This window comes from Oceanobacillus zhaokaii (assembly GCF_003352005.1).
In the GTDB taxonomy this organism is placed as follows: Bacteria; Bacillota; Bacilli; order Bacillales; family Amphibacillaceae; genus Oceanobacillus; species Oceanobacillus zhaokaii.
The window spans coordinates 2,092,495-2,116,815 of sequence record NZ_CP024848.1 but is presented as its reverse complement, the minus strand read 5'-3'; the positions used below and the strand labels follow the sequence as shown (position 1 = coordinate 2,116,815).

The 24,321-nt window shown below is 34.6% G+C and carries 23 protein-coding genes and 2 pseudogenes; 24 read left to right on the top strand and 1 reads right to left on the bottom strand.

Translation table 11 applies throughout. From position 1 onward, the window contains the following. Positions 1-170 precede the first annotated feature (170 nt). From CUC15_RS10785 to CUC15_RS10760, 6 genes are all read left to right on the top strand, one after another. Entirely contained in the window at positions 171-1,232 is a 1,062-nt protein-coding gene (locus CUC15_RS10785) for a YpbB family protein (RefSeq protein WP_114916660.1), read from the top strand. A gap of 11 nt (positions 1,233-1,243) precedes the next feature. Continuing rightward, the gene (locus tag CUC15_RS10780) at positions 1,244-2,833 is read left to right on the top strand and encodes a RecQ family ATP-dependent DNA helicase (protein WP_114916659.1); all 1,590 of its coding nucleotides are present in this window, start codon (positions 1,244-1,246) and stop codon (positions 2,831-2,833) included. A gap of 5 nt (positions 2,834-2,838) precedes the next feature. Further along, on the top strand, positions 2,839-3,111 hold the full coding sequence (locus CUC15_RS10775; protein WP_114916658.1) for a hypothetical protein: 273 nt from the start codon (positions 2,839-2,841) through the stop codon (positions 3,109-3,111). A 423-nt stretch (positions 3,112-3,534) separates the two neighbouring features. Beyond that, a complete protein-coding gene (locus CUC15_RS10770) occupies positions 3,535-4,113 on the top strand; it encodes a genetic competence negative regulator (protein ID WP_114916657.1) in 579 nt (192 codons plus the stop codon). A gap of 118 nt (positions 4,114-4,231) precedes the next feature. Continuing rightward, the gene (locus CUC15_RS10765; RefSeq protein ID WP_114916656.1) at positions 4,232-5,164 is read left to right on the top strand and encodes a D-alanine--D-alanine ligase family protein; all 933 of its coding nucleotides are present in this window, start codon (positions 4,232-4,234) and stop codon (positions 5,162-5,164) included. A gap of 126 nt (positions 5,165-5,290) precedes the next feature. Further along, the gene (locus CUC15_RS10760; protein WP_114916655.1) at positions 5,291-6,571 is read left to right on the top strand and encodes a Glu/Leu/Phe/Val family dehydrogenase; all 1,281 of its coding nucleotides are present in this window, start codon (positions 5,291-5,293) and stop codon (positions 6,569-6,571) included. 250 nt (positions 6,572-6,821) lie between these two features. On the opposite strand, the gene CUC15_RS10755 is transcribed toward CUC15_RS10760, so the two are convergent. Beyond that, entirely contained in the window at positions 6,822-7,790 is a 969-nt protein-coding gene (locus tag CUC15_RS10755; RefSeq protein WP_114916654.1) for an asparaginase, read from the bottom strand. Positions 7,791-7,871: 81 nt separating this feature from the next. On the opposite strand from CUC15_RS10755, the gene prsW reads away from it, so the two are divergent. The 18 genes and pseudogenes from prsW (at position 7,872) to hepT (ending at position 24,253) form a co-directional block, all read left to right on the top strand. After that, on the top strand, positions 7,872-8,519 hold the full coding sequence (gene prsW / locus CUC15_RS10750) for a glutamic-type intramembrane protease PrsW (RefSeq protein WP_114916653.1): 648 nt from the start codon (positions 7,872-7,874) through the stop codon (positions 8,517-8,519). Positions 8,520-8,714: 195 nt separating this feature from the next. Next, entirely contained in the window at positions 8,715-9,515 is an 801-nt protein-coding gene (gene sleB, locus CUC15_RS10745; protein WP_423241383.1) for a spore cortex-lytic enzyme, read from the top strand. Positions 9,516-9,530: 15 nt separating this feature from the next. Next, entirely contained in the window at positions 9,531-10,883 is a 1,353-nt protein-coding gene (gene ypeB, locus CUC15_RS10740) for a germination protein YpeB (RefSeq protein WP_114916651.1), read from the top strand. A 99-nt stretch (positions 10,884-10,982) separates the two neighbouring features. After that, complete coding sequence (locus tag CUC15_RS10735; protein WP_114916650.1) at positions 10,983-11,642, top strand: flagellar brake protein; 660 nt, start codon at positions 10,983-10,985, stop codon at positions 11,640-11,642. 186 nt (positions 11,643-11,828) lie between these two features. After that, on the top strand, positions 11,829-12,512 hold the full coding sequence (gene cmk / locus CUC15_RS10730) for a (d)CMP kinase (protein ID WP_114918437.1): 684 nt from the start codon (positions 11,829-11,831) through the stop codon (positions 12,510-12,512). 126 nt (positions 12,513-12,638) lie between these two features. Continuing rightward, positions 12,639-13,771, top strand: a pseudogene (rpsA, locus tag CUC15_RS10725) (30S ribosomal protein S1). Between the two features lie 175 nt (positions 13,772-13,946). Continuing rightward, entirely contained in the window at positions 13,947-14,552 is a 606-nt protein-coding gene (locus tag CUC15_RS10720; RefSeq protein ID WP_114916649.1) for a YphA family membrane protein, read from the top strand. A gap of 230 nt (positions 14,553-14,782) precedes the next feature. Next, positions 14,783-16,093 (top strand): ribosome biogenesis GTPase Der, encoded by a 1,311-nt coding sequence (gene der / locus CUC15_RS10715; RefSeq protein WP_114916648.1) that lies wholly within the window; start codon positions 14,783-14,785, stop codon positions 16,091-16,093. Positions 16,094-16,105: 12 nt separating this feature from the next. Then, a complete protein-coding gene (locus tag CUC15_RS10710) occupies positions 16,106-17,143 on the top strand; it encodes an NAD(P)H-dependent glycerol-3-phosphate dehydrogenase (protein WP_114916647.1) in 1,038 nt (345 codons plus the stop codon). Positions 17,144-17,202: 59 nt separating this feature from the next. Then, on the top strand, positions 17,203-17,463 hold the full coding sequence (locus tag CUC15_RS10705) for a stage VI sporulation protein F (protein ID WP_114916646.1): 261 nt from the start codon (positions 17,203-17,205) through the stop codon (positions 17,461-17,463). 259 nt (positions 17,464-17,722) lie between these two features. After that, complete coding sequence (locus tag CUC15_RS10700; protein ID WP_423241382.1) at positions 17,723-17,908, top strand: DUF2768 domain-containing protein; 186 nt, start codon at positions 17,723-17,725, stop codon at positions 17,906-17,908. 20 nt (positions 17,909-17,928) lie between these two features. Then, positions 17,929-18,663, top strand: a complete 735-nt coding sequence (locus tag CUC15_RS10695; RefSeq protein ID WP_114916644.1) for a hypothetical protein — start codon at positions 17,929-17,931, stop codon at positions 18,661-18,663. 216 nt (positions 18,664-18,879) lie between these two features. Next, positions 18,880-20,358, top strand: a complete 1,479-nt coding sequence (gene spoIVA / locus CUC15_RS10690; RefSeq protein WP_114916643.1) for a stage IV sporulation protein A — start codon at positions 18,880-18,882, stop codon at positions 20,356-20,358. 444 nt (positions 20,359-20,802) lie between these two features. Further along, positions 20,803-21,075 (top strand): HU family DNA-binding protein, encoded by a 273-nt coding sequence (locus tag CUC15_RS10685; protein ID WP_114916642.1) that lies wholly within the window; start codon positions 20,803-20,805, stop codon positions 21,073-21,075. Between the two features lie 209 nt (positions 21,076-21,284). Continuing rightward, positions 21,285-21,509: a trp RNA-binding attenuation protein MtrB gene (gene mtrB, locus CUC15_RS10680; protein ID WP_114916641.1), complete on the top strand. Its 225-nt coding sequence runs from the start codon at positions 21,285-21,287 to the stop codon at positions 21,507-21,509. Between the two features lie 148 nt (positions 21,510-21,657). Then, the gene (locus CUC15_RS10675) at positions 21,658-22,458 is read left to right on the top strand and encodes a heptaprenyl diphosphate synthase component 1 (protein WP_162800302.1); all 801 of its coding nucleotides are present in this window, start codon (positions 21,658-21,660) and stop codon (positions 22,456-22,458) included. 3 nt (positions 22,459-22,461) lie between these two features. Beyond that, a pseudogene (menG, locus tag CUC15_RS10670) lies at positions 22,462-23,174 on the top strand (demethylmenaquinone methyltransferase). Between the two features lie 107 nt (positions 23,175-23,281). Continuing rightward, positions 23,282-24,253, top strand: coding sequence for a heptaprenyl diphosphate synthase component II (hepT, locus tag CUC15_RS10665; protein ID WP_114916639.1), 972 nt, complete (start codon positions 23,282-23,284; stop codon positions 24,251-24,253). The last annotated feature ends 68 nt before the right edge of the window (positions 24,254-24,321 follow it).

Genomic DNA, 24,321 nt, shown 5'->3' with positions numbered 1-24,321 from the left:
TTTATTGTAAAGCGGATGCCCAATCATTTCAATACAGTAATGTAGGATTCTGCTCGGAACAACGTTCAGCCCCCAAAGAAGAGAGTAGTGTATACTTGCTGAAATGGTATTAAGCGAATGGAAAAACTAGAATAGATGCAAGTGATTTTATAATATAAGGAGATAAGTCAATGATATTTCATTGTATTCTACTCGAATGTTGTAAGCAAATCCAAACCGAAAGAACTGCTTCAAGCACCTATCATTTGCTTAAAGGGAGGCGGTCCATTCAAACAGTACAGGATGCACATCTCTATAAACTGGAACGTTATTTCGGTATTTATAATAAATTATCGAGAAAACATTTTAATCATACGATGGACGAGTTACAATTAAAAGGACTCCTGAATCGAATTAATCCCGATAAAATTGTCTTTGAAACCACTCCCGCAGCTACAGAGTGGCTTGATGTCAATAAACGAATTGCATTTCCATTTGAATCTTATGCTGGGCTGGCTTACCATGAAATAACAGAAATATTCCTTGAACGACTATTGCTTCTAATTCAAACCCTAACAAATAGTAAAATGCAATATTACTCTTTTATTCCAGTAATTGATAAACCAGTAATTGAAAAGTGGGTGAAGAAGGTTTATCGTAAAGTAAAAAATCAAGAAGCAAAATATCTGAATGCTATATTTCAAGAACTTCGCAGCATATTACAACATTTTTCCAATGAGGAAGCAGGTCTATTTATTGACCGACTAACAGGGTATAAAAGTTATGGGATGAGTATCAATCAACTATCTAAGAAATATGAATTATCTATAGATGATGTCCAATTAATAATTGTAAATATGATTCACCGTTTGCTATCAGTATTACATAATGAAAACGACAAATATCCTTTTCTGTCATTTATCATAAATGATTTAACAAGTGCTACACTTCTATCAAACTCAGCTTTTCATACTTCACAATTATTACTGCAGGGTTATTCAGTAGAAAAAATAGCAAGCATACGTGATTTAAAGATTAATACGATTCATGATCATTTAATCGAAATTGCTTTATATGAAACAAATTTTCCTTTACATCATTATGTAGACAATTTAGAGCAACAGGAAATCTTAAATGCAATCAAGCTAACGAATTCTTCAAAATTGAAGGAAATAAAACGTCGGGTTAATGATGATATCAGTTATTTTCAAATCCGACTTATTTTAGCTTTACAGAATAAACAATTTAAATAGGGTGAAACAAAATGAACCAGCAATTGACATTAGAGCAGGAATTGAATAAATACTTTAACTATTCTTCTTTCCGATTAGGACAGAAGGAAATCATCGAGGATATTTTACAGGGGAATGATGTTCTCGGTATTCTGCCAACAGGTTCAGGAAAATCGATATGCTATCAGCTGCCGGCAATGCTTTTAGAAGGGGTCACTATAGTTGTATCTCCACTTATTTCATTAATGATTGATCAAGTAAAACAGTTAAAAGCAATACAGATTAAACGGGTCGTTGCATTGAATAGTTTTATGGACCTGGATGAACGTAAAATGATATATAAAAATATCCAATCCTATAAGCTTATCTATATTTCCCCAGAATTATTACAACAGAAAGAGATTATTCGTTTATTACAGCAATCCAATATAAGTCTATTTGTTATTGATGAAGCGCACTGTATTTCTCAATGGGGACATGAGTTTAGACCAGATTATTTAAAGTTGAATTCGATAATTGAAAAATTAAACCATCCTAGAACATTAGCCTTAAGTGCAACTGCTACTCCAGAGGTACAACAAGATATTATTCACTTACTAAATAAACCAAAGATGGTAAAACATATTTATCCAATGGACCGGACGAATTTAACGTTTTGCGTCGAAAAAGTGAACGATGAGCAGGAAAAGATGGATCACATAGTTCAGCTATTAAGTGCCTACCATGTGCCCACCCTAATTTATTTTTCAAGTAGAATGGTTTCCGAAAACATTGCGAAACTACTCTCAGAAAAACTTCCAAATCATAATATTGCATTTTATCACGGTGGTATGGAGCAAATGGATAGGATCACAATTCAACAACAGTTTATGAATGATCAATTAGATGTAATCTGTTGTACAAGTGCATTTGGTATGGGGATTAACAAGGCTAATATTCGATTCATCATTCATTACCATTTACCGCTGCAAATTGAGTCCTACATCCAAGAGGTCGGGAGGGCGGGTAGAGATGGCGAATCCAGTGTCTGTTTATTATTATTTTCTAATAATGATTTCTACATTCCTTTAAATTTAATTAAAAACGAACTACCATCAGAAGAAATATTATCTTCTATTTTCCGGTATTTATATCGTTTATACACTGAGCGACGAGTATTACCAACGAATGAAGTTGAAATTGAAAATTTATTTCAATTAACCGAAACTCAGTGGCGATTTTTACGTTATCAAATCGAAAAACATGGTATGATTGCAGGTAATCGTATAAACTTCAACGAGGAAGAGTGGAAGCAGATTTATCAGAAGATCGAGCAGCTAATCAACGATAGAAACTCCATAAAAGAGAAAAAATTAAATGAAATATTGCAGTGGGTTCATGAAAAAGGTTGTTTGCGTAAAAGTTTATATAAAAGTTTCCAGCCTTATTATACTGAAGTAAAGGAAAAATGCTGCAGTAATTGTGGTTTTTCTTGGTCAGAATGGAATCCAGTTAAAATGAATATTAGGTTAGTCGATGAATCCAATTGGGAAAGCAGGCTAAGAAAGCTACTTTTAATAGGGGAAAATGAAAATTTATCAACCATTCAACATCAAAATCGCTTCCGTAAAGATGAGGTGTAGATAAAATGAAAAAAGAGACTATGCAAAAAGATCAAGCAGAAGAATTGCGTCATTTAGTCGACGAGATTGAGGATAATAAAGATACGGAGGTTTCTTCTACCATTTTAGAAAGAGAAACGGACAAGCGGGAAATAGATATATTAAATCTTCCGCCGAGAAAAGAAGTACATACAACGATTGAACGAACAAAACTAAGGATTAGCAAACCATTTATTCGCATCATATTCGTTATCATTATTCTAATTGCAATTCTAATCGTTAGCTATTATTTTATGTAATTTATGTTTTAATACCCTATAAAGACAAGATTGTTACGAATTAATATGCAGCGATTTATCATTAGCTACTAGTAAAAATTTTAATGAGATTAGTCAACAAAATAATTTAGAAAACCTTCATTTTCTAAACAAGTTCAGTCTTATCAAATAGTGTGGAAAAGGGTATAATATACGCACATACTATACTTGCATTCAGAAATGCTTTTTGTTTAAACAAAAACATTATTGTTACAAGGGCTGTACTAACAGATAATGGAAAAAATTTACTGGAAACAGTAAATGTAATGTTCAACAATTTCTCAAAGTGCATATAGTATATAAAACAATTGTTTTACCAATAAAAGAGTAAGAAATCACAATAGCAATTAATGCTATAGAAAAGTTTGAAGACTCTAAATGAGACACAATTAAAGGGGGATACTTATGCGTATTGAGCGATTGTCCGATGATCAATTTACCATATTTTTGACGTTTGATGACTTAATTGAACGGGGTTTTACTACAAATGATTTATGGGATGATGCATCAAGTGTCCGTAATTTATTTAGTGATATGATGTATGAGGCAAGTTCTGAGTTGGGTTTTGAGCTAGAGGGGATGCTGCTGGTTCAGGTGCATATTATGCAAGCACAAGGAATGCATGTCATTGTCACGCAGAAATATGATGATATGAATTGGGATGAAGACTTTATTGAAATGAAGGTTACATTAGATGAAAGCAAAGAATTAATTTTCTCTTTTCCGGAGTTTGAAAATATTATTCAAGTTTCTTTGTACTTAACGAATTTAGAAATAAATGGTGGTCAAGTATATCATATGGATAATCGATATTATATGTTATTTAAAGATGAGGATCTTAAAGATAATGATAAAGAAGACGTAATAGCGATTATGTCTGAGTACTCTTATCCAAGTATTATTACCTCCTATCGCCTAAAAGAATATGGAAAAGAAATTTTCAATCAAGATGCAGTAATGCAAATTATGGACAAATTTTATTAGTAGCAAGAAAAGATACGAATCTTAAAAGGCTAAACGTTAGAAGTTTTGTTAAGGGCTGGCTAGCCTAATGTTTTATAAATGGAAAGTTGTTGTAAACAGTATGGAGGGTGAGAACGGTATGAGAATAGCAGTACTTTATGGTGGGATTTCTGGTGAACGAGAGGTTTCACTAGCTTCAGGAAATGGAATTATCAATGCATTAAAACAAAAAGGACATGATGTAGTCGGAATCGATTTCAATCCAGAGAAATTAGATGAAATCATTCATTTACAAGTTGATTTAGTGTTCATTGGCCTACATGGCAAATATGGTGAGGATGGTAGAATCCAAGGATTATTAGATATGTTAAATATTCCTTATGTAGGTTCTGGAGTACTTGCTTCAGCCCTTGCGATGGACAAAGCCAAAGCAAAAAAGATCTTTGAAATGAATCACATTCCAGTAGCAAAGAGCAAAGTATTTCGTTTAACAAAGAAAATGGATATCACAGCAATTGTGCAAGATATAGAGAAAACATTTACTTTGCCATTTGTAATTAAACCCAATCGAGAAGGATCGACATTAGGACTCTCAATTATTCAAGATAAAAATGAGATAGAGAAGGCCGTTGAGAATGCTTTAACTAGTGATGATACCATATTAGTAGAAGATTTTATTAAAGGAAAGGAACTGACAGTTCCTGTCTTAGGTGAAATAGGTAACGAAAAAGCACTACCAATAATCGAAATTATCCCTAAAAATGCTTTCTATGATTATGAATCTAAATATGCTCCAGGCGGCAGTGAGCATATAGTACCAGCATCAATAGACGAACGCTTGGAAAAGCAAATTCAGGAATTTGCTGTACTTGCCCACCAATCACTTGGCTGTGAAATTTATTCTAGAGTAGATTTTATACTTTCGGAAAATAATACTCCAATTATATTAGAGGTAAATACACTGCCCGGTATGACACCGACAAGTCTATTTCCAGATTCTGCAAAAGCAGTTGATTTAAGTTATGAAGAGATGATTGATACTTTTGTTACTTTATCTTTAAAAAGTCGCTAACTATAGTTAATTGATAGTAATTAGTTGCATAGAACATTTTTTATTGCATATTTACTTGGAGGGTGTATACTAACTCTGAATGGTAATTATTTAAAATATATTTGGATAATTGTAGGAGGTAAGTTCATGGTTGCCGACAAAGCAGTTGATTCTGCAGATAAAACACAAGAAAACATGGATGTATTAACTTCAACACGTGCAGTTATAAAAAAAGCTTTAGAAAAATTAGGTTATCCTGATGAATTATATGAACTATTAAAAGAGCCTTTAAGAATGATGGCTGTTAGAATTCCAGTTCGAATGGACGATGGGGCGATTAAAGTCTTTACAGGATACCGTGCACAGCATAACGATGCTGTTGGACCTACAAAAGGGGGAATTCGATTCCACCCGGATGTAACAGCTGATGAGATTAAAGCATTATCGATTTGGATGAGTTTAAAATCAGGAATTGTAGACCTTCCATACGGTGGGGCAAAGGGTGGCATCATCTGTGATCCACGTCAAATGTCATTCCGTGAATTAGAAGGATTAAGTCGTGGCTATGTTCGTGCAGTAAGTCAAATCGTAGGTCCGACAAAGGATATTCCTGCACCAGATGTATTTACAAACTCACAAATAATGGCATGGATGATGGATGAGTACAGTCGAATGGACGAGTATAATAGCCCAGGTTTTATTACGGGAAAACCGATTGTTCTTGGTGGATCACATGGCAGAGAAACTGCAACCGCAAAAGGGGTTACAATTGTCCTTAAGGAAGCAGCTAAGAAAAAAGGAATCGATGTAAAAGGTGCTCGTGTCATTGTACAAGGATTCGGTAATGCAGGGAGCTACTTATCTAAGTTCTTACATGATGCAGGAGCAAACGTTGTCGGGATTTCTGATGCATATGGTGCATTGTATGATCCAGACGGACTTGATATTGATTATTTACTCGATAGAAGAGATAGCTTTGGAACTGTGACAAAGCTATTTAATACTACAATTTCCAATAAAGAATTACTTGAGCGTGAATGTGATATTATTGTACCAGCAGCAGTTGAAAATCAAATAACGGAAGAAAATGCGCCAAAAATAAAAGCTAGTATCATTGTGGAAGCGGCTAATGGTCCGACAACAATGGGGGCGACGAAGCTTCTTACCGAGCGTGGCATATTACTAGTGCCTGACGTATTAGCCTCTGCCGGTGGGGTGACGGTTTCTTACTTCGAATGGGTACAAAATAATCAAGGGTACTACTGGTCGGAAGAAGAAATTGACGATAAACTACATGAAATTATGATTCGCTCCTTTAACTCAATTTATGATTTAGCAGAATCTAGACGTGTTGATATGCGATTAGCTGCATACATGATTGGGGTACGGAAAATGGCTGAAGCATCACGTTTCCGCGGTTGGGTATAAAGAACAAAAGCGTAAGCGCCCGTTTAGCGACGTACGGACTGGACTGAGCCGTAGGAGATAAAGGAAACACGACGACCAAAGGGAGTCGATGTTGACTTATCGTACGGAGGTGAGGGAAGTCTCGCTAGTCGCTGGGCGCTGGAGCTGGACGTGGCGATTCTTGTCACAAGAGTTGTGACGGGAAAATTTTTATACCTTCTTAACCTTTGAATAAAACCGGGCAAATCTAAAAAAGTAGATTTGCCCGGTTTTAGTTTTCAAACATTGCTTGTAACTCGTTAAAATCCTTTGTTTTTTCTAATGCGATTAATAATTTGATTCTTGCTTTTTGACCTGTAAGTCCATTTGCAAAGATAACACCTATTTTTTTTAATTGTTTTCCTCCACCATTATAACCATATGTCGGCTGTACATTTCCCCGATAACATCTTGAAACAAGGATAATGGGAATATGTTTCTCAATCATTTGCTTGATAGCAGGAATCGTCTTATCTGGCAGGTTCCCTTGGCCGAGTGCTTCTATTACAACACCATCAGGATTAATAGAGTGAATCGCTTGAATAATTGTTTGATCCATCCCTGCGAATGCTTTTAAAAGGATTACCTGATGATTCGACAATGCTTCAACGGTTAAAGTTGAATGGTTTATTATTGTATGATTAAAGATAATCGATTCTTTTGTAACAATACCAATTGGTCCATATTGTGGACTTTGAAAAGTTGCAACATTGCTCGTTGAAGTTTTCGTAACGTATTCTGCTGTATGTATTTCGTCGTTCATCACAACTAATACACCCTTATTCTTTGCATTCTCATCCGCAGCAACCCGAACAGAGCTAATTAGATTATAAAGAGCATCAGATCCAATTTCATTACTAGACCTCATGGCCCCAGTAACGATAATTGGCTTTTTGGTAGTTAACATTAAATCTAAGAAATATGCTGTTTCTTCTAAAGTATCTGTACCATGTGTCACAACAATTCCATCATATTTTTCAATTAAATGATTAATGCTCTTTCCCAATTGAAGCATGTGAATTGGTGTAATTTGTGGGGATGGTAGATCAAAAACAATTTGTTCCTCAATATTTGCATGGATTTGTAAAAACTCCTTGAAACTTAGTAATGGGTGTTTTTTTGTTGTATTAACTTCACCAGTATCTTTATCTTCCAACATAGAAATTGTTCCACCTGTATGGATAATTAAAATATTTTTCATTAAACTCTCCTTTTTCCTATTCTCATTATATACACATAATGATACGATAAATGCATCGGCATTGGAAAGAGGTATATTAGAATGTTTGCGATCTTATCTGCGGGATTGGCCCCAATTATCGGATTAATGTCCTATTTCTATTTGAAGGACCGTGTTACCGAACCACTTTCATTAATATTTAGAGCGTTTATTTTTGGAGCGTTATTAGTATTTCCAATTATGTTTATCCAATATGCACTTGAAACAGAAGGTATCAGTAATAATATTTTTATTCAATCTTTTTTCTTTGTTGCTTTTTTTGAGGAATTTTTCAAGTGGTTTATCTTTCTGTTTGTTATGTATAATCATTCACAATTTGATGATCATTATGATGGAATTGTTTATGCAGTTGCGATTAGTCTTGGATTTGCTTCATTGGAAAATGTTTTATATTTATTTACAAATGGCATTGAGTATGCCATGTTACGGGCTTTTTTCCCTGTATCCTCTCATGCACTTTTTGGTGTTATCATGGGCTATTATTTTGGAAAGGCAAAACTAACAAATTTCCACACGAGATGGAATATATTTCTGGCATTGTTTATTCCATTCATCCTGCATGGAATATATAACTATATTCTTAAATCGCTTGCAAGTTCTTGGAGCTATTATTTAATTCCGTTTATGATTCTCCTATGGTTTATTGCTTTACATCGAGTAAAAATCGCGAATCAACCCGCTAAAAATTAATAGTACGAATTCAAACTCCCCCTGGAGAAATAAATGCAGGGGGAGTTTGATTTTAATTGATTATCATAATAAATCTGCTAATAGTTTTACATTTAATGAATAAAATAGACATTTACTCAAAAAATAGATATTACAAGACAATGGAAAGCAGGAGGAATCAAGATGAAGAAGAAAACTATCTCTCTTATTTTCATCATGGGCTGTATGTTAGTTATCGGATTTGGTTCAGTATTTAATCCGAATACATCCCAAGCCTTTAGCCCACAAGTTATCCAGCATGGCGCGACGGGGGATGATGTAATTGAATTGCAAGCTAGATTACAATATTTAGGTTTTTATAATGGCAAAATTGACGGAGTTTTCGGATGGGGCACGTACTGGGCATTAAGAAACTTTCAATATGAATTTGGACTAGAAATTGATGGTCTAGCAGGCCAAACAACAAAAAATAAGTTAGTAAATGCCAGTAATTATGATGAATCATTTGTAAAAGAGCAAATTGCTCAAGGTCGTAAGTTTACTCATTATGGTGGGGTAGAGAAAGAAAAACAATCCACTCCTAAGAGGGCTGCAAATAATAAAGGAACAGAAAAGCCAGAACCAACGACAAATGTGACTTCTGTAAATGTTCCACAAGGCTTCTCGCAAAATGATATCCAATTAATGGCAAATGCAGTTTACGGGGAAGCGAGAGGGGAACCATATGAAGGACAGGTAGCAGTTGCTGCGGTCATACTAAATCGGGTCGAGAGCGCATCATTTCCTGATACTGTAGCAGGAGTTATCTTTGAACCAAGAGCTTTCACTGCAGTAGCTGACGGGCAAATTTGGTTAACACCAAATGAAAGGGCTAAAGAAGCGGTAATTGACGCAATCAATGGCTGGGACCCATCAGCAAATGCAACATATTATTTTAATCCTGATACCGCTACTTCTCCTTGGATTTGGACAAGACCACAAATTAAAAAAATCGGTAAGCATATTTTTTGTAAATAGAAAGGTGGAAGGAACATGATTCGGTGGATACTAGTAGTACTTCTTGCCCTTGGAATTGCGGGCACTGCCTTTTGGGGCTATAAAGAACACCAAGAAAAGAATGAAATTCTAATGCAGGCAGAAAATACGTACCAACGTGCTTTTCATGAGCTAAGTTATCATATGGACATGCTGCATGACGAGATTGGTACCGTACTCGCAATGAATTCTGATAAACGATTGTCTCCACAAATGGTTGAAATATGGAGATTAACTTCTGAAGCATCATCTAATGTCGGGCAATTACCATTAGGATTACTACCTTTTAATAAAACAGAAGAATTACTATCAAATATCGGTGATTTTTCTTATAAAACAGCAGTTAGAAATTTAGATGATAAACCATTAACCGATGAAGAAATGCAAACATTAGAGAAACTATATACACAATCTGGTGATATTAAGGATGAATTAAGGCGGGTCCAGAATATTGCGATGAATAATAACTTAAGATGGATGGACGTACAGCTTGCAATTGCAGATGGGGATGAACAAACAGATAATTCGATTATTGATGGGCTTAAAACAGTCGAAAAAAGTGTTGAAGGATTTTCTACAACGAATGTAGATAATTCAGTGATTGGTGGCAATTCTTCTCTGAAGGACCATCAATATGAACTAATCTTAACAAGTGATAATGTAACAGAAAATGAAGCATTAAGAATAAGCCAGAAATTATTTAATACAAAGGAAAACGATAAAATAACTATCTCTGAAAGTGGAGAAGGAGCCAATATTCCACTATATTCTACTTCCTTCCAAAGTGATAGGATGAACGCATATATGGATATGACAAAGCAAGGTGGGCATCCGATTACATTATTAATAGATAGACCAGTTAATGACAAGAAAATAAGTTTAAATGAAGGATCCAAAAAGGCGAAGGCCTATGTAGATGATTTAGAATTTCAGTCAATGGAGTTGTTTCAAAGTACCGAATATGGCAATATAGGCGCATATTCCTTCCTATATAATCAAGACGGTGTCAGAGTATTTTCAGATGCGATTGAATTAAAGGTTGCGCTAGATAATGGAGAAATTATTGGGTTAACCGCAAAGAATTACCTAATGAATCATAAGAAGAGAGAAATTGAAACCCCTGCAATTTCTGAAGAAGAAGCAAGAGAATTTGTAAACCCAAATGTTAACATTCAAGAGCATTTTCTAGCGATTATTGATAATGATTTCGGTGAAGAGGTGTTAGTACATGAATTCTTAGGTGTATTAGGCAATGATACCTATCGAATATTCATAAACGCGATGGATGGTGTTGAAGAAAAAGTTGAGAAATTAGGTGGTACGGAAGTCAATTATCAAAGCACACTTTAGGGAATGGCGAAATGCCTTTCCCTTTTTTTATATATCTGTAATAATAGGTATATTGAATCATATATAAATGATGCAAAATTTTAATGCGGGGGTTAACGCATGAAAATAGGTACTGTACTTCACATCGAGTTAAATAATCCAAAAACGAAGAAAAACGATAAATATCGTTGTAAAGTTATTGAAATCAATGAACACTCTCTGATTATTGATTATCCAATAAATGAAATAACAAATAAAACTGCTTTTTTACCAAAAGGAAGATATTTTAGTGTGTCCTATATCGGGGACGATGAAGCTGTATATCAATTTACGAGTAATATAACTGCTAAAATCAGATTGAATGTACCGGCACTAGCTATCGAAAAACCTAACAAGGAAAATATACAACGGATTCAGCGCCGAGAATTTGTTCGAATTGAAGCAACGGTCGATGTAGCAATTCATAGTATTGATCAAACATTCAGCCCATTTGTTACGGTAACATCCGATATAAGTGGTGGAGGCCTTTCTATAATCGCACCACACAATCATAAATTAATAATTGGTGATATTGTTGATACGTGGATAACGTTATTAATGCATGAGAATAGATATCAATATATTAATGTGCGAACGGAAGTTGTTTTTATTAAGACATTAAAAAATAGTATTGAATTAGTCTCTCTCAAATTTATTGAGTTAGATAAATTGTCACAGCAAGGAATTATTCGATTTTGTTTTGAGAAACAACGAGAAGCAAGACAAAAAGAACTGCGTTAAATAAACAACACCGGTTGCACTAATATTTTTTATCTATGTTATCATTTAAAGTAATCATGTAAAGTCAGTCTTGCATGACATAAGATAATTTTATTTAGGTAGAAAAGCATTAACCTTTTTATATACAAATGATAAAATAAAACTAGCTGTGTTTTTTAACATATTTGAGAGGATTGGATGGATTTAATGAAATCAAAGAAAATAGCAATTGCAATCGATGGACCAGCTGCTGCTGGAAAAAGTACGGTAGCTAAAATCGTAGCAGAAAAACTTTCCTATATTTATATTGATACTGGTGCAATGTACCGAGCCTTAACTTTAAAGGCATTAAATCAAAACATTGATTTACACGATGAGCGAGCGTTAGTTCAATTATTATTACATACAAAGATTGAGTTACAAAAAAATGAGAAAAATCAAATCGTTTTGTTAGATGGCAAAGATGTGACCATGGATGTACGTTCACAAGATGTCACAAACAATGTTTCCTACGTTGCGAAACTTCCGGCAATTCGTGAGGAATTGGTACATCGCCAGCAATTACTTGCCTCTCATCGTGGGGTAGTAATGGATGGAAGAGATATAGGAACACGAGTACTTCCTGATGCAGAGGTAAAAATATATCTTATTGCAACTGTGGAAGAACGTGCTACTCGCAGACATGAAGAAAATAAACGCAGAGGCATTCCATCCAGTATGGAGCAATTAAAGAAAGATATTGAAGAAAGAGATCGAATTGATTCTGAGAGAGAGGCATCCCCTCTGGTAAAGGCTGATAATGCAATTGAAGTAGATACAACAGCAATGTCAATAAATGAAGTTGCACAATTTATTTTAGATGCAGCATCAAAACACCTTAATAACAATTAAATTGATGAAAATTGCAAAAATCAATTTACTTTACTTGACAAATAAATGTAATTATTAGAAGTTATAGAAAGAATAAATTATATATTTCTTATTTATATATTGGACAATCCTTAGGAGGCTATCGGCATGAGTGAAGAAAACAAAGAAGTACTTGAATTAAATGTAGGCGATGAGGTAAAAGGGACAGTTGTTAAATTAGAAGATAAACAAGTTCTTGTTGATATTGGCTACAAAACGGAAGGAATTCTGCCAATTAGTGAATTATCCAGCTTACATGTTGAGTCAACAAGTGACGTTGTAAAAGAAGGAGATTCTCTTACATTAAAAGTAAAAAAGTAGAAGATGATGAAGTAATTTTATCAAAAAAGGCAATTGATGCAGATAATGCTTGGCATGAGTTAGAAAGAAAATTTGCAGATGGCGAAGTTTTTGAAACAGAGATCAAAGAAGTAGTAAAAGGCGGTCTTGTAGTTGATGTTGGTGTAAGAGGATTTATTCCAGCTTCTTTAGTTGAAACTTACTTTGTAGAAAACTTTAGTGATTACAAAGGGAAAGCATTAACAGTAAAAATTGTTGATTTAAATAAAGAGCAGAACCGTATTATCCTATCTCATCGCGCTGTAATTGAAGCAGATGCAGAAGCCAAGAAGAATAGTGTATTGCAATCTTTAGAAGCAGGGCAAGTTCTAGAAGGTACCGTTCAGCGTTTAACAAACTTTGGAGCTTTTGTTGATCTTGGTGGTATTGATGGACTTGTTCATATTTCTCAACTCTCACATAAGCATGTAGAGAAAGCATCAGAGGTTGTCTCTGAAGGGGATAAGATTAAGGTTGAAATATTATCCGTTGACCGGGATAATGAACGGATTTCTTTATCCCATAAGAATACTCTTCCAGGACCATGGTCAAATATTGAAGAGCGTATCTCTGCTGGTGATATCCTTGAAGGTACTGTAAAACGCCTCGTTAATTTTGGTGCATTCGTAGAAGTATTGCCTGGTGTTGAAGGACTAGTGCATATTTCGCAAATAGCAAATCGTCATATCGGTACCCCAGAGGAAGTATTAGAAGTTGGGCAACAAGTAAGTGTAAAAGTATTGGATGTAAATGAGAAGGATGAACGAATCTCATTAAGTATTAAGGAAATTGAACAAGAACAAGCAGAAAAAGAATTCAAGCAATATGCAAAAGATGATGAGCAATCAGGTTTCCAATTAAGCGATATTATTGGCGATAAACTAGAGAAGTTTAAAAGATAACAATAAATATTAGAAAACTAAGACTGTCATCGAACCACTAGATGCTAGTCTTAGTTTTTTTATATAATATTTATTTATCCACTGAGGAAAGGCCCTGTCTGTCTAAGAGACAAGGCCTTTTTGTATAGATTTGAAAAAAAGTAGCAATACTGCCTAATGGTAGGTGATGATTATTATGGCAAGTGGAATTCTGTTTTATTGGTTTAGCTGGATCCTTTGGATTATTGCTACTTTTATTTTAAAAAAGAATCGATTGCGAACTTTTTTAGCGAGCTGGATATTATTATCTATTATTGGTACGTATGTTAATCTTCAGATTGAAAACCTAACAGTCTCTCTATCGATTATCATTCTATTTTTAGGTTCAATCGTATTAATCGCTCGTAATGATAATTTGCTTTATCTTATTTTCTCAGCCTTCACATTAATGATTGGTTATGCTTCGTTTCGCTTTTGGGAGTTATTATCACCCGTTTTAATGTTTTTACCGAGAGGCCTGCTTATTACCGTTCTCTTTAGTTTGTTAACCTGTATTTTAACTAGAAATTATTACAGTAGATTAAGTGTTTGTCTCCTTGGGATGTTAGCCGGTGAGTTGATATATCAGCTTACTGTATCTTATATTGGATTCAATGAAGTAATTGGGGAATTATTTTTCTTCGATTATTTATTGAGTACAGTTTTATTTATCACTTTTTTAAAAGTTGTTCATAAGGTAAGTAATGCGACGTTCAATTGGATTCGGAACTTTTGGGTACGACTGCGCCTGCAAAATCAATAATGATTAATAGAGGGTGAAAAGAGCAATATTCGCTCCTGCATAGTCAAATAGAAAGCAGGTCAATTGTCATCCTTTTTCAATGAGAGAAACAAATCATGCATTTATAATTAATACAAGAAGAACTTTTTTACCAGTAGATACCATGAATCAATTGTTAATATTACCTTCTTTTGCTAGAATGAATAAAGTTAATATAACTAGATCGCAAACGAGAAAGGAAGTTCCTTTTTATGAGGAAATCAGTAGTAGCAATTGTAGGAAGACCAAATGTAGGAAAATCAACGATATTTAATCGCCTAGTAGGTGAACGAATATCAATTGTAGAAGATATACCAGGTGTAACGAGAGATCGTATTTATGCACAAGCTGAATGGCTCCATCACACGTTTAATTTAATCGATACAGGTGGAATTGAAATTGGTGACGAACCATTGCTTGTGAAAATGCGCCATCAAGCTGAGATTGCCATTGATGAGGCGGATGTTATTATCTTCTTGTTAAATGGTAAGGAAGGTATTACCGCAGCAGATGAAGAAGTAGCAAAGCTATTATTTAAATCTAATAAACCTGTAGTTCTCGGTATAAATAAAATCGATAATCCTGAAATGCGGGATACGATTTATGAATATTATTCCCTTGGATTTGGCGAACCGTTCCCAGTTTCAGGCTCACACGGCCTAGGCTTAGGTGATATGCTAGACCAAATTGTCAGTTATTTCCCTCAAAAAGAAATGGAAGAAGATGATGAAGATACCATTCATTTTAGTTTGATTGGCCGACCAAATGTTGGGAAATCTTCATTAGTGAATGCTCTATTAAATGAAGAACGTGTCATTGTAAGTGATATTGAAGGAACAACAAGAGACGCTATTGATACAAACCTAACAGTAGACTCCCAAGATTTTGTAATCATTGATACAGCGGGAATGCGTAAACGCGGTAAGGTATACGAAGCTACAGAAAAATATAGTGTGCTTCGAGCTCTTAAAGCAATTGAACGTTCAGACGTTGTTTTAGTGTTAATTGATGCAGAAACAGGGATAATTGAACAGGACAAGAAAATCGCTGGATATGCACATCAAGCAGGGCGGGCAATCGTCATTGTTGTCAATAAATGGGACACAGTAGAATCAGATGAAAAAGCGATGAAGAACTTCGAAGAGAAGATTCGAGCACATTTCCAGTATTTAGATTATGCACCAATCGTCTTCTTATCTGCAAAGACAAAGAAACGTTTGCATACACTTATCCCAGTTATTAAACTTGCAAGTGAAAGTCATGCAAATCGCATCCAAACGAATGTGTTAAATGATGTTATTATGGATGCAATTGCAATGAATCCAACACCAACAATTAAAGGGAAACGATTAAAAGTATTATATGCGACACAAGTAGCCGTAAAACCGCCTAGTTTTGCTGTCTTTGTAAATGATCCGGAACTAATGCATTTTTCTTATAAACGGTTCTTGGAAAATAAAATACGAGATGCATTTGGATTTATTGGAACTCCAATTAAGATATTTGCAAGAAGGAGACAATAGGAGGAGTAGGCCTTGGAAAAAGTAGCAGTATTAGGTGCAGGCAGTTGGGGAACTGCCTTAAGCATTGTATTAGCCGATAATGGACATGAAGTTCGCCTTTGGTCACACCGCGAAAACCAAGTTGTGCTAATCAATGAAACGCATCGAAACGAACAATATTTAGATGTAACATTACCCGATCAAATTAAAGCATATGCCAACTTAAATGAAGCTATTAGTGGTGTGAATGTAATTGTAGTAGTTGTACCTACAAAAGCTATTAGAGAAGTATGCAAGCAATTAAATAGCATTGTCAAAGAAAAAGTTACAATCATTCATGCTGCAAAAGGAATTGAACCAGTAACCTTAAAAAGAGTATCAGAAATGATTAGTGAGGAAATGGCTGATTATAATGAAGAAGATATCGTTGTATTATCTGGTCCAAGTCATGCCGAAGAAGTTGCGCTTAGACATCCGACAACAGTAACGGTATCTTCAGTGAACACGGATAATGCCAAAATTGCTCAGAGTCTATTTATCAGTGACTCATTCCGAGTCTATACTAGTCCAGATATAATTGGAGTTGAGCTTGGCGGTGCATTAAAAAATATTATCGCCTTAGGTGCCGGTATTTCAGATGGTCTAGGTTATGGTGATAATGCTAAGGCAGCTCTAATTACGAGAGGATTAGCAGAGATTGCTCGATTAGGAACAAAGCTTGGAGCAAACCCTTTAAGCTTCTTAGGGTTATCTGGGGTTGGAGATTTAATTGTAACATGTACCAGCGTGCACAGTCGGAACTGGCGAGCTGGAAACCTTTTAGGAAAAGGACTAAAACTGGATGATGTGTTAAACCAAATGGGAATGGTTGTTGAAGGTGTGAGAACAGTTAAAGCAGCATATCAATTTTCTAAACAACAGAATGTAGAAATGCCGATTACAACTGGGATACATCAAATACTCTTCGAAGATAAAGCACCTAAAGATGTCGTCGATCAATTAATGAATCGTACGAAACGAGAAGAAATGGACGACCTCGCTTTACTTCTAATGGAACGCTATTCTCAATAACACGAAATTATACTTCTTGCATATAATATGTTGACTTAACATAGCAAGGAGGAGAATTTGTGAATAATTTCCAGAAGGGTTTATTTGATAAAATTCAACAAAATGCAAATATCAATCCTAATGATATCTTAAAGGTTGCTGATTCGGTTAAAAATGCTAACTTCTCGGATGAAAAGACCGTTCGTAATTTAGTGCGTAATCTAGTAAAATTAGCGAATAAACCTATATCAAAGGAAAAAGAAGATAAAATTGTACAATCTATTGTGAAAAACAAAATACCAACAGATGCGCAATCTTTGAACCAATTATTTAAAAAATGATTATCCTTAGGCTAGTGAGGATACATTTGGTCGTAGTATTGCATAAAATAAATCGCACAAGCATTCATGGATAGAGTCTGCATGGATAATTATTTAGTCAATCCGAGATGAGGTTAGCCCCCTTCATCTCGGTTTTTTCTTTAGGTATTTATCAATTCAGGAAGATCTCTTTTTCTACTGGGAATTTCCTTCATATGATATAATACAATTTGCAAGCGCTATAGATTTCTTGGTTAGGGGTGAGATTGTGTCAATTTCTATGCTCAAAATGTATATTTCATTTGCAGGGATGATTTTCTTAATTTTAGCAATTGGACTGATTGTACTTAGTAGATTAAAACTTAAAGGCTGGATAGCCGGTGTTGTATCATTTTTAGCGTACATATGCTTAATATTAGGGGCGTTAATAATATTATATATCGTATTTACTGGTCCAACCAGGTAAACGAAAAGGAGGCACTTGCTTTGAAATTTACATATATGCCAATTTTAACTGGACTAGTATTCATAATTTTTTTAAGCGGATGTTTATATCCAGAAAGTGAAAAAAAAGAAAACCAAATCCCATATGAAGATCAACTAGAAATTGTACAAAGTGCTGTGGAGCAATATAAGAAAGATACAAATGGATTAGTACCAATGAAAACAAAACCTAATGAAACACCAATTTTTGAGAAGTATATTATTGATTTCGCGCTATTGAAGGAACGGAACTTAATATCTGAAATTCCGAGTAATGCATATGAAAATGGTGGTGTATATCAATACGTATTAATTTCACCTGAAGATAATCCGACGGTGAAGTTAATCGATTTACAAATGACAGAAGCATTAAGAAGTATCAATGTACAGCTGGATTTTTATCGTAATGAGCACCAATACCCTCCATATGGTGAGAAGATCGCTGACAATGTATTTGCAATTGACTTTGAGAAACTTGATTTAGAAGCTGCGCCTACTGTTACCAGCCCTTATTCAAAGGAAAAGCTTCCTGTGTTAATGGATGCGGGTGGAAAGCTAATAGTAGACTATCGGATTGATTTGAATCATGCTTTAGAAGAATATGCACATGAATACGTAGAAGGTGACGATATCCGCTATATCTTAACGGATTATTCTCCTTTTGTGCCTGCTTACTCATTGCCATATACGATAAAGGATGGTGAACCTGTATTTTTAGTTCAAGAAAATAGTGAGTAGAAAAATATATCATATTTAAACCCATGCAACATATAATGTTGCATGGGTTTAATTTTATATATAAGAAAGTAGAAAAAGTAGCAAATCAATTTTGGTAAATAAAGTTTCATTAATTTACACATATTTAAGTCATATTATGATAGGACAACATCATAGACTTGTAGTGTCAATTATTCGTAGATTTTTTGATAAGTACGGAGATCGGGAGGGGATCTTTTGGAGAAAATCGATATTTTTAAGGATATCTCAAAACGGACCAACGGAGATATTTATCTTGGCATCGTAGGGGCGGTCCGTACAGGTAAATCAACCTTTATAAAAAAATTTATGGAGCTTGTTGTTTTGCCCAATATTGAAGATGAGAGTGAACGTGAACGTGCACAGGATGAATTACCACAGAGTGCAGCAGGAAAAACGATTATGACTACAGAACCAAAGTTTATCCCCAATCAGGCTGTGTCGGTAAGTGTCGAGGAAGGTCTTGATGTTAACATTAGACTAGTTGATTGCGTTGGGTATGCCGTTGAAGGTGCAAAAGGCTTCGAGGATGAGAATGGTCCAAGAATGATAAATACACCTTGGTATGAAGATCCTATTCCTTTTCATGATGCAGCGGAAATCGGTACAAGAAAAGTAATTCAAGAGCATTCAACAATTGGTGTCGTACTTACAACGGATGGCTCGTTTGGAGAAATTCCTCGCGCAGACTATGTAGATGCAGAAGCAAGAGTAATTGAGGAATTAAAGGAAGTTGGCAAGCCATTTATAATGGTCATTAACTCAGTGAAACCATCTAGTCAAGAAACAGAATTATTGCGTCAGAAACTAGTTGAAGAGCATGATATCCCAGTAATTTCAATGAGTGTCGAATCAATGACAGAACACGATGTATTTAACGTTCTGCGTGAGGCGCTATTCGAATTTCCTGTGCTTGAAGTCAATGTCAACTTACCTAGCTGGGTCATGGTATTAAAAGAAAATCACTGGCTAAGAGCGAATTATCAAGAAGCGATACAAACAACAGTTAAGGATATAAAGAGATTAAGAGACGTTGACCATATTGTTGGGAATTTCTCAGATTATGATTATATTGAAAAGGCAAACTTAGCTGGAATGGAAATGGGTGAAGGTGTTGCTGAAATCGATCTTCATGCACCTGACCATCTCTATGACCAGGTGTTAAAAGAGATTGTTGGTGAAGAAATTCGTGGTAAAGACCACCTCCTAGAACTTATGCAAGAATTCGCATATGCAAAAAGAGAATATGATCAAGTATCTAGTGCGCTCCATATGGTTAAACAAACGGGATATGGAATTGCAGCACCGACATTAGAAGATATGATTTTAGACGAACCTGAAATTATTCGCCAAGGATCAAGATTCGGTGTCAGGCTAAAAGCTGTTGCTCCATCAATCCATATGATAAAAGTAGAAGTCGAGTCAGAATTCTCCCCAATTATTGGAACTGAAAAACAAAGTGAAGAGCTAGTAAGATACTTGATGCAGGATTTTGAAGAGGATCCGTTATCGATTTGGGAATCTGATATCTTTGGTCGATCGCTAAGTTCTATTGTTAGAGAAGGAATTCAAGCTAAGATAGCCTTGATGCCAGAAAATGCACGATATAAACTCAAAGACACACTGGAGAGAATCATAAACGAAGGATCTGGCAGTTTAATAGCAATTATTTTATAGCAGCTAACTATTAGCTGCTTTTCTTATGGATTATTTTGTGCTATTGCTAAATCGAATGCATCTAGCTTTATCCCTTGCCTTTAAATTACTAAAATATAACGCTTATTTTTGTTTTTTTTCGTTTTGACAGCAGGAAATCCGTATAACACGTCGTATATATGTATAATGTAAGGCTTATAACTTTTTTTATCCTTTCAAGGATAAAAGAGAATAATAACCCGCTTTCGGCTATTATTTCGTGCTATTTTGCTACTTTTTTACTAAAATTTGATATAAATGGATATTTATTGTTGAATTTTGTTGCAAACTCAGTTAATATAAGCCTTGTCATCATTACAGTATGATGGTGTTTACGTATAAAAATAGGCAATTATGTGAACAAATGATAATAACTCATTTTTTTGTTCCAATGTCGTTTTTAAATTTTGGGAGGAGGTGAATGTCATGAACAAAACAGACTTAGTAAATGCTGTAGCTGAGAAAAGCGAACTTTCTAAGAAAGATGCTTCAAAAGCAGTTGATGCAGTTTTTGAATCTGTCATGGATTCACTTAAAAATGGTGAAAAAGTACAATTGATTGGATTCGGTAACTTTGAAGTACGCGATCGTTCTGCACGTAAAGGACGTAATCCACAAACTGGAGAAGAAATCGAAATCCCAGCAAGCAAAGTTCCTGCTTTCAAACCAGGTAAAGCCCTTAAAGATATCGTTAAATAATATTACATAGGGCATAAAAGGGTACGTTTTAATGCGTACCCTTTTTTATTTGCATTTTTAGTTTAGAGTAATAGAGTGAGGACTTCTAGAATTTAAATAAAATTAAACTGCATATTATTCTTTTCAATGAGACAAAATGATTGAAATTAATACCATTGGCACTATTATAATAGTTAGACAGTAAAAGTAGATGGGAGCGTCGATTATTAATGGACAATTCAACTTTAAATCCTGATTTCTTCGTAATAAAAGCACTTGAGGATGGTGTGAACGTAATTGGCTTAACACGAGGTACAGATACTAAATTTCATCATACAGAAAAATTGGATAAGGGCGAAATTATGATTGCTCAGTTTACAGAACATACATCAGCTGTCAAAATAAGAGGAAAAGCAGTCGTTCAAACTAGTAATGGAGAACTATCGTCAGAGTGAGACTAGAATGATCGTGCCTGTTAGATGAGCAATATTCTTTGCTGCAATATGTTTATTAACTTTCAGTAGACAATGATTTGGAACAAGCTAGAAATATGCTATAATGAATTAGCATTATTGAATAGGTGAAAGGTCTCAGGTGATTCATTTGAACACATCTAACATGGATACAACATATTTAAAAAGACTATTGCAGGATAGTATTCATCATAAATATTTAGAGAAATATATTAAACAACCTAATATTGACGAAGAAAAGCTTTTGATTTTATCTACGTTAATCAATAATAATCCTAGTTTAACTACAATTGAAAAAGAACATTATATTATTACTACGATGATGGTACAGATTGCACTTGATACACATGAGACAGTTCCAGTTAAGATGGTTGGAACGGAGCCCCATGAAGCTGTTAAAGCAAATCAATTAAAGGTGCTAGCAGGTGATTATTATAGTGGTCTCTATTATTTGCTGCTATCTGAAATCGAGGATTTCAATTTAATACATCGTTTAGCTACCGCAATCAAAGAAATTAACGAATTAAAAATGAAGCTGTATTATCGCGAATTTAACACATTTGATGAATATCTTTCTCTTATCGAGAAAATTGATACATTATTGATTTTAAGTGTAGCTAATTACATTAATGATCACTCCTTGGATATTATTTCAGGAGAATGGCTGTTAATGAATAAGTTAATTCAAGATAAAGAAAATCTTTTAATTGGATTTGAAGCATCTATTACGGAGCAAACTAACGTTGAACATAGAAGTTATCCAAATTCAACTTTCTTAACACGAGTCGATACAATGATTGAGTATAAAAAGAGAACATTAGAGAACTTACTGGTTAATTTACCTGTAGAACATACGGCATTTACATCACATGTAATTTCGAAATTACCAAATCTACTAAATGCGAAGATCTCTATTGCGGAAGAAGGGTAAGCAATGCAGGAACAGAAGCAATCAAAAGAAGAACGTGTACATCACGTTTTTGAAACAATTTATTCGAATTACGATTCCATGAACTCTATCATTTCTTTTCAACGGCATAAGGCATGGAGAAAAGATGTTATGAAACGGATGAATGTTCAAAAAGGAGCAAAAGCCTTAGACGTTTGCTGTGGAACAGGAGACTGGTCAATCTCTTTAAGTGAAGCAGTAGGAGCGAGTGGTGAAGTAGTTGGACTAGATTTCAGCCAAAACATGTTGTCTATTGCTGAACAGAAGAAAAAAGACTTAAACTTAAGCAACCTGGGAATTAATTCATGGAAATGCGATGGAACTTCCATTTGAAGACCATTCATTTGACTATGTTACCATTGGTTTCGGGTCTGCGAAATGTTCCGGATTATATGACCGTTCTAAAAGAACTATATCGTGTGGTAAAGCCTGGTGGAAAAGTTGTTTGCTTGGAAACATCACAACCTACTATGCTCGGCTTTAAACAATTGTATTTCTTCTATTTCAGATATATAATGCCGCTGTTTGGCAGATTATTTGCTAAAAGCTATAATGAATATGCATGGTTGAACGAATCAACAAGAGAGTTTCCTGACAAACAGAAATTAAGACAGATGTTTATAGATGCAGGATTCTCTAGCGTCCAAATTAAAAGCTATACAGGTGGAGTTGCAGCAATGCATATGGGCTTTAAATAATCATTATCAAAGTTTACGAATACTAATTAATTGAAAAATAGACATAAATACCTTATGAAATATGTATTTGAACATTATTTCCTCTGGTATATATAAAGGTGACCTATATGAAACTTCCTAAAACATATGGATATTTAAAAAAAGACTTAAATATTATAGAAAAATCATTACATCAAATTATACAAGCGGAGCATCCTATTTTGCGCAGTGCATCTACCGAATTACTAAACGCTGGGGGGAAGAGAATTCGCCCTATTTTTGTTTTACTTTCTGGACAGCTTGGTAATTTTGAGTTAGATAAGATAAAAACTGTCGCCGTTACACTCGAACTAATCCATATGGCAACACTAGTGCATGATGATGTTGTTGACGATGCGGAACTGCGCAGGGGAAAACCTACCATCAAAAAACTATATGGCAATCGTGTAGCAATGTACACAGGTGATTATATTCTTGCAAGAGCATTAGAAGAAATATCAAGCCTAAGGAATGCTGAATTACATAAATTATTTTCTAGAACGATTGTTGAAGTTTGTGAAGGTGAAATTGAGCAAATAGAAGACAAATATAATTTCGATCAATCTTTACGTGATTATTTACGAAGAATAAAACGTAAAACAGCTTTACTGATTGCAACGAGCTGTAAACTGGGTGCAATTGTTTCTGGAGTGTCTAAAAAGGATGCGAACAGGCTATATCAGTATGGCTACTTTGTTGGTATGTCTTATCAAATTATTGACGATATCTTAGATTTTACCTCTACCTCTAAACAATTAGGTAAACCTGCTGGTAATGATTTATTGCAAGGGAATATAACCTTGCCAGTTCTTTTCGGTATGCAAAATGACTCCTTTAATAAACGATTACGGGAAACATTTGCAGATAAAGATAACGTTCTACCAGAGGATATGGAAGCGCTCATTATTGAATTAAAACAAACAGATGCTATTCAAATGTCCTACCAATTAAGTGACCTTTATTTACAGAAGGCATTGCAAACTATTAAGCATTTTCCGAGTTCACGAGCGAAGCAAACACTTGTTGATATTGCTACATTTATCGGAAAAAGACGTTCTTAATATTGTTATTTTCCAATTAATTTGATAAAATCTATTAGGTTGTATAATTATTTACATAATAGAGGGGT